Origin of the sequence: Pedobacter jeongneungensis (assembly GCF_000633455.1) — a bacterium.
In the GTDB taxonomy this organism is placed as follows: Bacteria; Bacteroidota; Bacteroidia; order Sphingobacteriales; family Sphingobacteriaceae; genus Pedobacter; species Pedobacter jeongneungensis_A.
The window spans coordinates 107392-122217 of record NZ_AYMG01000034.1 but is presented as its reverse complement, the minus strand read 5'-3'; the positions used below and the strand labels follow the sequence as shown (position 1 = coordinate 122217).

Here is a 14826-nt window from a genome sequence, read left to right as displayed (position 1 = left end):
GAAGCACCATGCGACGTTCAATACCATTTTCTCTTGAGATTGTGGCCAGAGATTTATCTCCTTTTAAGATCTGATTGACGATAGCCAATTTAAATTCTAAGCTATGCTTAACTTTTCTACTCATAAAAATGCCCCCATAAAGTGTCTAACTTTTTGGGGGCACTGCAAAGTTGGAGGCATTTTTTTATGAAGTTATATTTTTAAAACGGTGGATCGTCATCATTGTAGTCATCCATTTTTGAAGGACGGATAATGACGTTGCTCTGTTTTTCAAAATCCTGTGAAGGATACATTCCAGCCGATGGATCTGCAGCAAACGAACTTGGCGGTGCATTAAAATCATCTTCTAAATCTGTAAATTTCACAAATTTACCAACGAATTTAAGTGGTACAATACCAGTTTCACCGTTACGGTGTTTTGCAATAATTACCTCACCAATACCCGCTTGCGATCTTCCTTGTTCATCTTCGGTAATACCGTAATATTCAGGACGGTACAGGAACAATACCATATCCGCATCCTGCTCAATTGAACCCGATTCACGTAAATCGGATAACATTGGTCTTTTTCCCTGTAAACCAGGTCTGCTCTCTACCGCACGACTTAACTGCGAAAGTGCCAGTACCGGAACATCAAGCTCTTTAGCAACTGATTTTAGTGCCCTTGAGATACTACCGATTTCCTGCTCACGGTTACCACCACCTTTTCCTTCGCCTTTACCATGCATCAACTGCAAATAATCGACAATTACCAGCTGGATATCGTACTGCGATTTTAATCTCCGGCATTTTGCCCTGAATTCAAATATATTTAGCGCCGGGGTATCATCAATTAACAGGGGAGCTTCGGTTAAGCGGCCTATTTTACTGTGCAGCTGTTGCCATTCCCATTCCTGTAAATTTCCTTTTCTGATCTTTTCCTGCTCAATTTCTGCTTCTCCTGAAATTAAACGATTAACCAGCTGAACTGAAGACATCTCGAGTGAGAACACTACTGTTGGTTTTGCAAAATCGACGGTGGCATTTCTTGCACAAGTTAGTACGAATGCCGTTTTTCCCATCGCCGGACGTGCAGCGATAATCACCAAATCCTGTTTTTGCCATCCACCGGTAATCCGGTCTAAGCCCGTAAAACCTGTTGGCACACCTGTTAAACCATCTGTTTTGGTACGGAGTTCTTCAAGTGTGGCTAAAGATTGCTTGATGATATCGTCCATTTTCTGTGTATCTCTACGCAGGTTGTTTTGGGCGATTTCAAAAAGTCCTTTTTCAGCCTGATCCAATAAATCGAAAATATCAGTAGTATCTTCGTAAGCATTGGTAATAATTTCTGTGGAGATCCTGATCAGTTCGCGCTGGATATATTTTTGCGAAATAATCCTCGCGTGAAATTCAATATTCGCTGCAGAAGCAACACGGTTAGTTAAATGCGTAATGTAATAGGCACCACCTACCATTTCTAAAGACCCTAAGGTACGCAACTCAGAGGTTACTGTTAAAATATCTACAGGTTTCGATTTCTGGAATAAAATGTGGATCGCTTCAAAGATTTTCTGGTGAGCGATATTATAAAAAACTTCAGGCTTCAAAACATCGATAACAGCAGATAGGGCATCTTTTTCGAGCATCAATGCACCTAAAACGGCTTCTTCCAGGTCTAGTGCCTGTGGGGGTATTTTCCCCTGTGAACTAATGGTATTGCTTAATCTGCTTTTTCTAGCAGTCATACTGTTCTTTCCGCCTTGTTCATTATCGATACTCATTCAACAAAAGTAATCAAATTTTGACGGGGTTGTTTGAATTAGTTACTAGTTGTTTGTTAACAAATTGAAGTATAATCAGATTAAATTTTACAGGGTTTTATTAAATCGTAAAAATTTTTAAACAATTAAATGTTAATAAGAAGAATATAGATTAGGGCTAAAACATTTATTTGAATACTTTTGCCTAACAATTTCAAAACATGGATAATTTTAGAAGACCGCAACGCGCAAAAGAGAATAATGAGTTTGTATTTGGCATCAGGGCCGTAATAGAAGCCATTAAAGCAGGAAGAGATATTGAAACCATTTACCAGCAACGTGGTTTGGGCGGCGAATTGTTTTTGGAGTTAAAAGCGCTTTTGAAAGATACACTGATCCCCTTAAATTCGGTTCCGGTGGAAAAACTTAACCGGATGTCGCAGAAAAACCATCAGGGTGTAATTGCGGTCATTTCTCCAATTACTTATCAGAACATTGAAGATATTGTTCCGGCAGTTTTCGAAAAAGGAGAGGTGCCATTAATATTAGTTTTAGATAGTGTAACAGATGTGCGTAACATGGGGGCGATAGCCCGTACAGCTGCTTGTGTGGGTGTACATGCCATAGTAGTGCCTTTAAAAAATGCTGCACAGATCAATGCTGATGCGATCAAAACTTCAGCAGGGGCATTATTTAGCATTCCGATTTGTCGTCATTCCAACTTACACAAAACCTGTCTGTTTTTACAGGAAAGCGGTTTGCAGATCGTAGCTTGTACCGAAAAAACAAATGATTTTATTTATAACCCTGATTATACCATGCCTACTGCAATTGTAATGGGTTCGGAGGATGAGGGTATTTCTAATGAACTTTTACGTGTTGCCGATCATCTGGCTAAAATACCAATGGCAGGTAAAATAGAATCGCTCAATGTTTCTGTAGCTGCAGGTGTAATTTTATACGAAGCGGTTAGGCAGAGAACTATGTAAAATGGATGATGTAAGATGGATGATTGCAACTATGCTACATCATCCATCTTACATATCACATCGTTAATATTTATATAAACTTATTGCCGAAACGTGATTTAACTTCTGCAACAAACTCTTTAACACGTTGTTCTTCGTCTCTAGGGCAGATCATTAACATATTGTTGCTTTCTACCACAATGTAATCGTGTAATCCTTGTAAGATAACCAGTTTATCTTTCGGAACATTTACCATGCAGTTTGACGAATCGAACATAATTACCTGTTCTGAAGGGATTACAGCATTACCTACATAATCTTTTTCAGCCATTTCATAAATAGAAGCCCAGGTACCTAAATCAGACCACCCAAAATCGGAAGGAAGCACATAAACATTCTCCGCCTTTTCCATAATGCCAAAATCGATTGAAATATTAGTACATTGTAAATAGGCATTATTGATAAAAGTTTTTTCGTTCTCGGTATTGAGTTCCGACCGGCCTAAACTGAATATTTCGTACATATCAGGCAGGTGTTTCTCAAAAGCACTCAAAATGGTTTTTGCCGACCAGATAAAAATTCCGGCATTCCATAAAAAATCACCACTCTGTAAAAATGATTTTGCTAAGTCTAGATTTGGCTTTTCGGTAAAGGTTTTAACTTTATGCAGATCAGTGTCGGTATTAAGTACATAATCCGTGTGTTGTATATATCCGTAACCAGTATCCGGACGGTTTGGTTTAATTCCCAAAGTAATTAAACAGTCGTTTTTAGATGCGGCATCCAACGATTGCTCAATAGATTGTACAAAACCATCAATATTGGCAATGGTATGATCGGAAGGCGCTACAACAATGGTTGCATTAGGATTTAATTCGGCAATTTTTAAACTGCCATAAGCAATGCATGGCGCTGTATTCCTCATTAAAGGTTCAGCTAAAATCTGGTTGTCTGATAATTGTGGTAATTGTTCTTTAATTAAATCAGAATATATTTCATTGGTGACGATAAATATGTTTTCAGGGGGACAAATGTTTAAAAACCTGTCATATGTACTTTGTATTAAAGTTTTACCTACACCGAAAAAATCGATAAATTGTTTTGGGTATTCTGTTCTGCTTACCGGCCAAAAGCGACTTCCGACGCCACCGGCCATAATTAATGCATAATAATTTTTATTCATTTTTTATTTTGAAAATTACACTATGCCTTCGTTGAGGAGATCGTGTAAATGGATGATGCCAAAGTAAGTATTTTGTTCTAGAACTAACAATTGTGTAATGTTGTTTTGTTTAATAATGTCTAAGGCATCAACTGCCAAAGCATCAAATTGTATGCTTTTGGGGTTTTTACCCATAATATCTTCGGCTGTTAAACCGGCTATGGAATTATTGTTTTCCAACATTCTCCTGATATCTCCATCGGTAATAACACCCAATACGTGGTTAGCTGAATCAACAACAGCTACAGCCCCCAAACGGTTTTTACTAATTTCAATCAGTACATCTTTTACCGAAGCGGTTGGGCTTATAGAAGGTTTTTCGTTTGATAAGGCTAAATCTCTCGCTTTTAAGTAAAGTTTTTTGCCCAGCGATCCACCAGGATGGTATTTTGCAAAATCGGCTTCATTAAATTCTCTGCATTCGAGCAGGCAGATGGCCAATGCATCACCCAATGCCAATTGCGCAGTTGTGCTGGTGGTAGGAGCTAAGTTATGTGGACAAGCTTCTTTTTCGAATGATGTATTTAAAATCAGATCGGCCTGTTCTGCCAAAAATGAATTTAATTCGCCAACCATCCCGATTAAAAGATTGTTCGCAGTTTTTAGCAACGGAACCAGTACCTTAATTTCTGGTGTATTTCCGCTCTTTGATAAACAAATTACAATATCATCTACCTGAATCATACCCAAATCGCCGTGAATGGCATCAGCAGCATGCATAAAAATTGCCGGAGTACCAGTTGAATTAAAAGTAGCGACTATTTTTTGTGCTATAATTGCACTTTTTCCGATACCTGTTACAATTACCCGTCCTTTACCCTGTAAAATACTTGATACGACTTTTTCAAAATCGTTATTGATATTCCTGGCAACATTTAATATTGCTGCTGCTTCGAGCTCTAATGTGCTTACAGCCGACTGAATTATTGATTTTTTACTTTTCAAAGAGAAAATAATTGTCTGTTAATACTTGAAATTCTTGTAAAATTATGTTATTTTGGATACAAAAATAGCATCGCATATTTTATTACACAAAATGGACGTGAAAAAGTCGTTATTTGATAACCTACAAAATTTCTTCGGGTTTGATAATTTCAAGGGTGATCAGGAGTCGATCATTACAAATATTTTAGAAGGCAATAACACTTTTGTTATTATGCCAACAGGTGGAGGGAAGTCTATTTGCTATCAGTTGCCCGCTTTAATGAGCGAGGGAACAGCAATTGTTATTTCTCCATTAATTGCATTGATGAAAAACCAGGTAGACCAGTTGAGGGCTTTTGGTGGAAATGACAGTATTGCTCATTTTCTTAATTCATCCCTAAATAAATCTGAAATTACTCAAGTTAAATCTGATCTCTTAAGCGGTCAGACAAAATTATTGTATGTTGCGCCCGAATCCCTGGCGAAACAGGACAATATTGAATTTTTAAATCTGATTAAAATCTCCTTCGTTGCAGTTGACGAAGCGCATTGTATCTCTGAATGGGGGCATGATTTTAGACCAGAATATCGAAAAATTAAACAGGTTATTGCAGGTTTAGGAGATAATATTCCCATTATTGCATTAACTGCAACCGCTACACCAAAGGTGCAGCAGGATATTATGAAGAACCTGGGAATGACGGAAGCAACGTTGTTCAAATCGTCGTTTAACAGGCCAAACCTATTTTACGAAATCCGCCCTAAACGTGATATTACCAAAGAGATTATCAAGTATATCAAATCAAATCCAGGCAAATCAGGAATTATTTATTGCCTCAGCCGTAAAAAGGTAGAGGAAGTTGCAGAAGCGTTGAACCTGAATGGAATCAGTGCTTTGCCTTACCATGCGGGTTTAGACCCAAAAGTGAGGGCCGAAACGCAGGATAAATTTTTGATGGAAGATGCCGAGGTTATTGTAGCCACCATTGCTTTTGGTATGGGGATTGATAAACCGGATGTACGCTTTGTAATCCACCATGATGTGCCTAAGAGCATGGAAGGTTATTACCAGGAAACGGGTAGGGCTGGTCGTGACGGGGGCGAGGGTGTATGTATTGCTTTTTACTCTCAAAAGGATGTAGATAAGCTGGCTAAGTTTATGAAAGATAAACCGGTTTCGGAACGCGAAATTGGTACCCAGATATTAAAAGAAGTGATTGATTATGCGGAGTCCGGCGTTTGCCGTCGTAAGCAGATTCTTCATTATTTTGGCGAAAACTTTAACGAAACAGGCTGTAACTGCATGTGCGATAACTGTAAAAAGCCTAAAAAGCAGTTTGATGCCGAAAGCCAATTGTCTACCGTATTGAAGTTTATAGAAAAATCGGGAGAAAAATTTGATGACGCTCACTTGCTAAACGTTTTCTTAGGTTTAGAAACTGCACAGACCATTGCCTACGAACATAGTAAAGTACCCGAATTTGGTATTGGAAAGGAAGACGGGGAGTTGATGTGGAAATCAATTATCCGCCAGGCTGTGCTGAATAACTACCTCTATAAGGATATCGACAATTACGGTTTACTAAAGTTAACCAAACAGGGAAGAGATTTTATCGTAAATCCTTACAGCCTTAAATTTATCTTAAACGAACCGATAGAAAGTGGTGCCGACGATGATGATGACGATGTAAAACAGGGTACAGGTGCTTTAGATACCCATCTTTTATCTTTACTTAAAGATTTACGCAAGAAAATCGCTAAGCAGAAAAGTGTTCCACCATTTGTTGTTTTTCAGGATCCATCTTTAGAAGAAATGTGTACGCACTATCCGATTACGATGGAAGAACTTCGCCAGATTTCGGGTGTAGGTTCTGGTAAAGCCATGAAATTCGGAAGCCCTTTTATCGAATTGATTAAAAAATACGTGGAGGATAACGATATTGAGCGTCCGATTGACCTGATTATTAAAACCCAGGCCAATAAATCGCAGATGAAGGTTTCAATTATCCAAAATATAGACAGACAGATTGGTTTAGAAGATATTGCGGATTCAAAAGGCATTACTTATGAAGAAATCCTTAAAGAAGTAGAATCAATTGTAAATTCTGGTACTAAACTTAACCTCAATTATTTCATTGACGAAGTAATTGATGATGATCGCCAGGATGAAGTTTTCGATTATTTCAGGGCAGCAGAAAGCGATTCTATCGACGAAGCACTAAACGAATTAGGCGAAACCGATTATACCCGCGAAGAAATTCAACTGATGCGGATTAAATTCATGTCAGAACTAGGAAATTAAAAATTAGACGTGAGATATGAGAAGTTAGATTTGAGATAAACTCACATCTCATGTCTCACATCTCATGTCTCACATCTCATGTCTCACATCTCAACTATGCTAAACTATTTAGATAAATTAAAAAATACAGATTCAGGAAATTTCTTTTTAATGGCTGGTCCATGCGCTATTGAAGGCGAGGATATTGCCATGAGAATTGCTGAAAAGATTATTACCATTACCGATAAACTTCAGATCCCATATATTTTTAAAGGTTCGTACCGAAAAGCAAACAGAAGTAAAGGAAGTTCTTTTACAGGCATTGGCGACGAGAAAGCTTTACGCATTTTAGAAAGAATCGGTAGAGAATTTGGCGTGCCAACCGTTACCGATATTCACGAAAGTGGCGAAGCGGCAATGGCTGCTGCTTATGTAGATGTATTGCAGATACCTGCGTTTTTGTGTCGCCAAACAGATTTATTGATCGCTGCTGCCGAAACCGGAAAAGTGGTGAATGTTAAAAAAGGGCAGTTTCTTTCTGCAGGTTCGATGAAATTCGCCGTTGAAAAAGTAAAAGAAGCAGGCAACAACAAAGTAATTTTAACGGATAGAGGCAATACCTTTGGTTACCAGGATTTAATTGTTGATTACCGTGGTTTACCCGAAATGCAAAGTTTTGGTGTTCCTGTGGTGATGGATTGTACGCATTCTTTACAACAACCTAATCAAAGCAGTGGTGTTACCGGTGGTAAACCCGAATTAATTTCTACCATTGCTAAAGCAGCAATTGCGGTTGGCGCTGATGGTTTATTTATCGAAACTCACCCTGATCCTGCAAATGCGAAGTCAGATGGAGCTAATATGTTGCACTTAGATCTGTTGGAAGAAACTTTAACCAAACTGATCAGGATCAGACAAGCGATACTGTAATGTTATTGTCATTCTGAATGCAATGAAGAATCTTTTATATTTTGGACTGTATTCCATTGGTTGAGATTCTTCACTACGTTCAGAATGACATCTTAATAAAAAAACCTCTATAAAAGCAACCGTCATCTCGACCGTAGTGGAGAGATCCATGGTAGATTCTATGATCTTTTATGGTTGTCGTAATGCTGAAACATTTTTATTAAGTTGTATTACTTCTTTTTCTTTCTAGAAATTTGAAGCACATTTTTGATGTGCACTGCAACCTCTGCACTTTGAAGATTTTCACCAGTTTCGATATATCGATTTACCGGACCTCCACATTTAAGACAAAAGCCTCTCAAAATGATATCATTCAAATTATTTAAATAAGATTTATAATTTGTGATAGTAGAAGTCTTTTTGCATGTAGTACAATACGAATTTTCTAATATAATATTGAGGTGCTCATACTGCTCCATCATAATAATTTCTATGTCGTAATCTTCTATTTCAATTTCTTTTTCCATAAATGAATATGCTATATCTTCGTAATCACAAAAGAAGTTCTCCTATTATTTTTTCTCCCTAACTCTGTTTTATTATCAGCAATAGGTTTACTTGCTCCAAAACCTTTGAATGTAAGTCTTTTAGCATCAACATTGTGTTTGATCAGGTATTCATAAACCGCATTTGCACGGTTAAATGAGAGTTTTTGATTCAACTTATCATCTCCAACATTGTCGGTATGGCCCTGAATTTCGATTTGAACAGTTTCATTTTGATGCAGGAAATCAATTAGTAGATCCAGTTCCCGGATAGAAGCAGGCAAAAGGTTAAACTTATTGGTGTCGAAAAATATATTTCTCAGCGTAACATTTCCGCCCTGTTTTATTTTTTCGATGTATACTTCAATCTGATAAGGTTTATTGATATCTCCGCTTTTAAGCTCGAAGTTTTCGGAGTAAAACATATAACCTTCAGCATTTACATTAAAAAGATAATCGCTACCCACTGGCATTACAGCTAAAAACTGACCGGTTTCAGGATCGGTATAGTCATCAAAAACCGTTTTATTGGTTTTTAAATCTACTACCTGAACGTTACTTTCAATGGTCTTTTTAGTGTCCTTATCTCTTACAATTCCTTTTACATAAGAAACTTTTAACGGCTTGGCTGTTTCAGGAATGCCAAAACTATAGATATCCTGCAAGCCAAAGCCACCTTTTAAATTTGAAGAGAACAATCCAAAATTTCCATCTGCACTGACCACCAAACCACTTTCATCTTCAAAAGAATTGATCGGGTAACCAATATTAACAGGTTTTTGCCATTTACCATCATTATCCATCCGGCTGTAAAAGATATCCTTATTCCCAAAACCGGGCCATCCATCTGAAGAGAAATATAAGGTTCGCCCATCAGCATGAAGGAAAGGGGTGTTCTCATCATAAATGGTGTTGATGTCTGGTCCAAGGTTTACTGCTGGCCCCCATTTGGCATCCTCAGTAATGGTGCTTTTCCAAATGTCATAACCGCCCGATCCGCCTGGCCGGTTACTAATAAAATATAATGTTCTTCCATCCGGACTGATTGCAGGCTGCGATTCCCAATATTCTGAATTAACAGGCTTCCCTATGTTATAAGGTTCGCCCCAATCTTTTCCCTCACGATGCGAAACGTAGATGTCGCACCGGCCTAAGCCATCCGGACGGTTGCAACCGGTAAAGAATAAATATTTACCGTCTGGAGAGATTGTTTGTGCGCCCTCATTATACCGGGTAGTGTTTATTTTGCTAGATAAAGGAGTAGCGGCCTCCCATTTATTGTTTTTAAGCTGCGAGGTCCAGAAATCTTCATTTCCATTCATCTGGCGGGTAAAAACCAAGGTTTCTCCATCGGCCGTTAAAGCTGGAAAATATTCAGCATCTGTTGTATTTACACCCTCGCCCAAATTGGTTGGTGTGTATTTTACTGGTTTCTTTATCGCAGTGGAAGCGAAGTCGCAATCTAAAAGGTATTTTTTTGCTTTTTTAGTGCGATCAGAGGAAGCATCCTGAGCTAAAAATTCTTCGAAATGCTGTTTTGCTTTTAGGTAGTCCTGTGTAGCAAATTCGGTTTCGGCCAGGCCATAAATTACAGCAGGAGCTACCGTTTTATTAATTAATATGGCTTTTTCGTAAGCAGTTTTGGATTCGGGATATTTCTTCTGTGCTTTAAAAACGCCAGCAAGTACGATATAGGCATTCTGAAATAAAGGATCGATTTCTACAGCACTTTTTAATACTTGCTCGGCAGCAACATAATCCAGTTTATCAATCAGTGGACCTGCTTTTTCAAAAGAAATCTGTGCTTTTTTGTTAGAGGAACTTTGCCCGAAACAATAAATGCTCAATATGCTAAAGAAGAGGACTAAACGAAATTTCATTACATTAACATTTGGTTATAAAGCTAATGTATTGTTTTTAAGGAATATTTAAAAATTTGTGCGTTTGTAAAGAAATTTCCCATTTTGGGTTTGCCATTACATATTCTATAATTAAAGGTGTAATTTCTTTTGATTTAGACCACTCTGGCTGAAGATAAAGTTTACAGGTAGGCGATACCATAGCCGCATATTCTTCTGCCCATTTAAAGTCACTTTTATTAAAAACGATTACCTTTAACTCATGCGCAAAAGGTGTAATATCTGGCCTTGGTGCTTTAAATTTCTTTGGTGACAAACAGATCCAGTCCCAGTTGCCCGAAAGGGGGTAGGCACCAGAGGTTTCGATAAAAGTTAAAATGCCCCTTTCTTTTAATTTATTAGTCAGGTAATCCAGGTTATATATAAGCGGCTCTCCTCCGGTAATCACAACAGCTTTACCAGGAAATTGATCAGCATTTTCTACAATTACATCAGCTGGCGTAAGTGGGTGCATTTCGGCATCCCAGCTTTCTTTTACGTCGCACCAGTGGCAACCTACATCACAACCACCCAGGCGGATAAAATATGCTGCTTTTCCTGTATTAAATCCTTCGCCCTGTATGGTATAAAATTCTTCCATTAAAGGAAGTAATGTGCCGTCTTCTGGTATGTTTTGTTTCATTTTTGAGGATGCAAATATCCTAAAAAAATATGGTGATGTGGTTCCTCTTTGGAAATTTAATGGAAAGATGAAATAAGACTGATATTTATTTGCTGTATTTTAGCTTTATGAAGTGGTTTAAAGCGCTAAATAAGATTCAAATTCCAGCTCCTGATTCAATTAAAACAATTGAGGTGAATGGAAAACAACTTTGCATTATTAATAATGCAAATCAAATTATTGCAACCCAATCATATTGTCCGCATGCTGGTGGCCATTTTAGTGGTGGCTGGTGCAAAAACGGAAACCTGGTTTGCCCGATCCATCGCTATGAGTATAGTTTAACGAATGGAAGAGGGGCTGAAGGTCAGGGAGATTATATCAATATCTACCCAACAGACTTATGTGAAGATGGATTGTACATCGGTTTTGAAGAAAGCTGGTGGAGTAAATTGTGGAGTTGATTAGTATATTTTGGTTAACTGGTTAATTGTTTAAATACTGTTTTCAAATACTCAACAAAAAAAACGTCATCTCAACCGGAGCATCGCGGAGTGGAGAGATCTATTTGTTTATCTTCTATTTTTATCATTAAAGATCCTTTACTGTGTTCAGGATTACAGATAGGGCAGTATAAACCTTCTCTTTGTGCCTTCGTGCCTTTGTGGTCTAGAACCTATGTGGTCTCAAATAGGCAGGTGGCTTTCAAGCACTAAACAAAAAAAAGCGATCCAATTTCTTGAACCGCTTTTTAAATATTTTATGGCTTTGGGTTACCTTCAACCCTACACCTTTAAACCCTCAACCTTAAGAATATATTTCTTTTCTGGCTGATGCCAATGTATTTTTCAATAAACCAACAATCGTCATTAAACCAACGCCACCTGGAACAGGGGTAATGTAAGAGGCTTTTGGAGCTACGTTTTCGAAATCTACATCGCCATATAACTTAAAACCAGATTTTGTTTCTGTTGAATTTTCACGGTTAATACCTACATCAATAATAATGGCGCCAGGTTTAACCATATCAGCAGTAACGAAGTTCTTTTTTCCAATTGCAGCAATCACAATATCAGCCTGTAATACCTGTTCTTTTAAATCTTTGGTACGCGAGTGGGTAAGTGTTACCGTACAGTTACCAGGATTAGCATTACGTGCCATTAAAATACTCATCGGACTGCCCACAATGTTACTACGGCCAACCACTACACAATGCATACCAGTAGTATCGATGCCATATTCTTGCAACATCAACAAAATACCATAAGGTGTAGCCGGAATAAAGCAAGGTAAGTTACGCATCATTCTGCCCAGGTTTACCGGGTGAAAACCATCTACATCTTTACGGTGATCAATCTTTTCGGTAACTTTTTCCGGATCGATGTGTTTTGGCAAAGGCAACTGAACAATTAATCCATCTACATCATCATCCTGATTGATTTCTTCAATTTTAGCCAATAATTCTGCTTCGGTTACCGAATTATCATAGCGATGAAGCGAAGATTTAAAACCTACTTTTTCGCAGTTTTTCATCTTGCTGGCCACATAAGTTTCGCTACCACCATCGTTACCCACTAAAATGGCAACCAGGTGTGGCTTACGGCCTGTTTTATTTAAAAATTCTGCAGCTTCTTCTGCAATCTGAACTTTAACTTTTTCTGATACGTATTTACCGTCTAATAGTTTCATTTTTTGAGATGAGAGATACTAGATATTAGATTTGGGATCAGAGGGCTCTAGTCTCACGTCTCAAATCTAACATCTCAAATCTTATTTTAATCTAATTTCAAAACCGCCATAAATGCACTTTGTGGAATTTCTACATTTCCAACCTGGCGCATGCGTTTCTTACCTTTTTTCTGTTTTTCCAATAATTTACGTTTACGGGAAATATCACCACCATAACATTTTGCAGTAACATCTTTACGTAAAGCACTCAGTGTTTCGCGGGCAATAACTTTAGCACCGATAGATGCCTGAATCTTAATTTCGAACTGTTGACGTGGAATTAATTCTCTTAATTTCTCACAGATTTTCTTTCCGAAATCGTAAGCATTACTGCGGTGAATTAAAGATGATAATGCATCAACAGGCTCGTCATTTATTAACATGTCTAAACGAACCAAATCCGATTTACGGTAACCAATCTGATGGTAATCGAAAGAGGCGTATCCTTTAGAAATCGTTTTCAATTTATCATAGAAATCGAATACAATTTCGCCCATTGGCATTTCAAAAACCAACTCAACTCGATCAGATGTTAAGTATGATTGATTTATAATCGTTCCCCTTTTCTGAATACAAAGTGACATTACAGGGCCAACAAAATCAGCTTTGGTAATAATGTTAGCTTTAATAAATGGTTCTTCAACAGAATCTAATTTACTTGGGTCGGGTAAATCAGATGGATTATTTACAAAAATTTCATCGCCTTTGGTTGTATGAGCAATGTACGATACGTTGGGAACGGTAGTGATTACCGTCATGTCGAATTCACGCTCTAAACGTTCCTGAATAATTTCCATGTGCAACATGCCCAGGAAACCGCAACGGAAACCAAAGCCTAACGCTGCAGAGCTTTCAGGTTCGAAAACAATAGATGCATCATTTAGTTGCAATTTGTGCATTGCTTCGCGAAGTTCCTCAAACTCATCAGTATCAACAGGGTAAATACCTGCGAATACCATTGGTTTTACCTCTTCAAATCCCTGAATAGAATCTAATGATGGTCTTGCAGTAGTCGTAATTGTATCACCAACTTTTACTTCCCGGGCTTCTTTAATGCCAGAAATAATGTAACCCACATCACCGGTTTTAACCACATTACGTGGCGACATATCAAGCTTTAAGATACCAACCTCGTCAGCCAGGTATTCTTTTCCTGTATTGATAAATTTTACTTTATCACCTTTTTTAATCTCGCCGTTTACTACTTTATAGTAAGCAATAATCCCTCTGAATGAGTTAAAAACAGAGTCGAAAATTAGTGCTTGCAGTGGTGCTTCCGGATCGCCAACCGGGGCTGGAACACGGTCTACAATCGCCTGGATAATATCGGGGATTCCCATTCCGGTTTTACCCGACGCTGGAATAATATCTTCACGTTTACAGCCAATTAAATCAATAATCTGGTCTTTTACCTCCTCAGGCATTGCCCCCGGTAAGTCCATTTTATTTAAAATCGGGATAATTTCAAGATCGTGCTCTAAAGCTAAATATAGATTGGAAATGGTTTGAGCCTGAATACCTTGCGAAGCATCTACAATAAGTAAAGCACCTTCACAGGCAGCAATGGAACGAGATACCTCGTATGAGAAATCTACGTGTCCTGGTGTATCGATCAAATTGAAGTTGTATTCAATATCACCAACTTTATAGTTCATTTGTATGGCATGACTTTTAATCGTTATACCTCTCTCACGCTCTAAATCCATGTTATCGAGCAATTGTGCCTGTGCTTCACGCTTAGAAATTGTCTCGGTGTATTCTAATAACCTATCAGCCAAAGTACTTTTACCGTGGTCGATATGTGCAATAATGCAAAAATTACGTATATGCTTCATCTTTGCGCAAAGATATGCTTTTTAATGGAAAATGTAAGAGGGAAAGTGGAATGCTGCTAGGGCTGAATTTTTATTGTTTTGAAAAGCAAAAGCAGCAGTTTTCCGGTTACTACAGCCCTGCTTTCACTTTATCCCGATGTTGGTTTAATGCT

12 protein-coding genes are annotated in these 14826 nt (G+C 38.0%); 4 read left to right on the top strand and 8 right to left on the bottom strand.

Annotated features, from left to right (window positions below; genetic code table 11):
* Window positions 1-200: 200 nt before the first annotated feature.
* Entirely contained in the window at window positions 201-1763 is a 1563-nt protein-coding gene (gene dnaB, locus U859_RS0126590) for a replicative DNA helicase (protein WP_025146279.1), read from the bottom strand.
* Window positions 1764-1963: 200 nt separating this feature from the next.
* On the opposite strand from dnaB, the gene rlmB reads away from it, so the two are divergent.
* Window positions 1964-2731, top strand: coding sequence for a 23S rRNA (guanosine(2251)-2'-O)-methyltransferase RlmB (rlmB, locus tag U859_RS0126585; protein WP_025146278.1), 768 nt, complete (start codon window positions 1964-1966; stop codon window positions 2729-2731).
* 70 nt (window positions 2732-2801) lie between these two features.
* Here rlmB and U859_RS0126580 read toward each other — a convergent pair whose 3' ends face one another.
* Both U859_RS0126580 and U859_RS0126575 read right to left on the bottom strand, forming a co-directional pair.
* Complete coding sequence (locus U859_RS0126580; RefSeq protein ID WP_025146277.1) at window positions 2802-3893, bottom strand: mannose-1-phosphate guanylyltransferase; 1092 nt, start codon at window positions 3891-3893, stop codon at window positions 2802-2804.
* Window positions 3894-3908: 15 nt separating this feature from the next.
* Entirely contained in the window at window positions 3909-4877 is a 969-nt protein-coding gene (locus U859_RS0126575; RefSeq protein WP_025146276.1) for an SIS domain-containing protein, read from the bottom strand.
* Window positions 4878-4968: 91 nt separating this feature from the next.
* On the opposite strand from U859_RS0126575, the gene recQ reads away from it, so the two are divergent.
* Complete coding sequence (gene recQ, locus U859_RS0126570) at window positions 4969-7158, top strand: DNA helicase RecQ (RefSeq protein ID WP_025146275.1); 2190 nt, start codon at window positions 4969-4971, stop codon at window positions 7156-7158.
* 96 nt (window positions 7159-7254) lie between these two features.
* Window positions 7255-8067 carry a 3-deoxy-8-phosphooctulonate synthase gene (gene kdsA / locus U859_RS0126565; RefSeq protein ID WP_025146274.1) on the top strand — a complete coding sequence of 271 codons (813 nt, stop codon included), beginning with the start codon at window positions 7255-7257 and terminating at the stop codon, window positions 8065-8067.
* Between the two features lie 209 nt (window positions 8068-8276).
* On the opposite strand, the gene U859_RS0126560 is transcribed toward kdsA, so the two are convergent.
* From U859_RS0126560 to U859_RS0126550, 3 genes are read right to left on the bottom strand one after another with little or no spacing between them, the layout of a single operon-like run.
* Complete coding sequence (locus tag U859_RS0126560) at window positions 8277-8573, bottom strand: hypothetical protein (RefSeq protein WP_025146273.1); 297 nt, start codon at window positions 8571-8573, stop codon at window positions 8277-8279.
* An 11-nt stretch (window positions 8574-8584) separates the two neighbouring features.
* Entirely contained in the window at window positions 8585-10471 is a 1887-nt protein-coding gene (locus U859_RS0126555; protein ID WP_025146272.1) for an OmpA family protein, read from the bottom strand.
* Window positions 10472-10508: 37 nt separating this feature from the next.
* Window positions 10509-11132 (bottom strand): 7-carboxy-7-deazaguanine synthase QueE, encoded by a 624-nt coding sequence (locus U859_RS0126550; protein WP_025146271.1) that lies wholly within the window; start codon window positions 11130-11132, stop codon window positions 10509-10511.
* Window positions 11133-11239: 107 nt separating this feature from the next.
* Here U859_RS0126550 and U859_RS0126545 point away from each other — a divergent pair, with 107 nt between their 5' ends.
* The gene (locus tag U859_RS0126545) at window positions 11240-11575 is read left to right on the top strand and encodes a Rieske (2Fe-2S) protein (protein WP_025146270.1); all 336 of its coding nucleotides are present in this window, start codon (window positions 11240-11242) and stop codon (window positions 11573-11575) included.
* Between the two features lie 343 nt (window positions 11576-11918).
* On the opposite strand, the gene U859_RS0126540 is transcribed toward U859_RS0126545, so the two are convergent.
* Window positions 11919-12800, bottom strand: a complete 882-nt coding sequence (locus U859_RS0126540; RefSeq protein WP_025146269.1) for a bifunctional 5,10-methylenetetrahydrofolate dehydrogenase/5,10-methenyltetrahydrofolate cyclohydrolase — start codon at window positions 12798-12800, stop codon at window positions 11919-11921.
* Between the two features lie 86 nt (window positions 12801-12886).
* The gene (gene lepA, locus U859_RS0126535; protein ID WP_025146268.1) at window positions 12887-14674 is read right to left on the bottom strand and encodes a translation elongation factor 4; all 1788 of its coding nucleotides are present in this window, start codon (window positions 14672-14674) and stop codon (window positions 12887-12889) included.
* Window positions 14675-14826 lie beyond the last annotated feature (152 nt).

Excerpts from the sequence above, each read along its gene's own strand:
- U859_RS0126550 (WP_025146271.1), bottom strand. The coding sequence starts at position 11,132 with ATGAAACAAAACATACCAGAAGACGGCACATTACTTCCTTTAATGGAA.
- rlmB (WP_025146278.1), top strand. The coding sequence starts at position 1,964 with ATGGATAATTTTAGAAGACCGCAACGCGCAAAAGAGAATAATGAGTTT.
- recQ (WP_025146275.1), top strand. The coding sequence starts at position 4,969 with ATGGACGTGAAAAAGTCGTTATTTGATAACCTACAAAATTTCTTCGGG.
- kdsA (WP_025146274.1), top strand. The coding sequence starts at position 7,255 with ATGCTAAACTATTTAGATAAATTAAAAAATACAGATTCAGGAAATTTC.
- dnaB (WP_025146279.1), bottom strand. The coding sequence starts at position 1,763 with ATGAGTATCGATAATGAACAAGGCGGAAAGAACAGTATGACTGCTAGA.
- lepA (WP_025146268.1), bottom strand. The coding sequence starts at position 14,674 with ATGAAGCATATACGTAATTTTTGCATTATTGCACATATCGACCACGGT.
- U859_RS0126555 (WP_025146272.1), bottom strand. The coding sequence starts at position 10,471 with ATGAAATTTCGTTTAGTCCTCTTCTTTAGCATATTGAGCATTTATTGT.
- U859_RS0126540 (WP_025146269.1), bottom strand. The coding sequence starts at position 12,800 with ATGAAACTATTAGACGGTAAATACGTATCAGAAAAAGTTAAAGTTCAG.
- U859_RS0126560 (WP_025146273.1), bottom strand. The coding sequence starts at position 8,573 with ATGGAAAAAGAAATTGAAATAGAAGATTACGACATAGAAATTATTATG.
- U859_RS0126580 (WP_025146277.1), bottom strand. The coding sequence starts at position 3,893 with ATGAATAAAAATTATTATGCATTAATTATGGCCGGTGGCGTCGGAAGT.
- U859_RS0126545 (WP_025146270.1), top strand. The coding sequence starts at position 11,240 with ATGAAGTGGTTTAAAGCGCTAAATAAGATTCAAATTCCAGCTCCTGAT.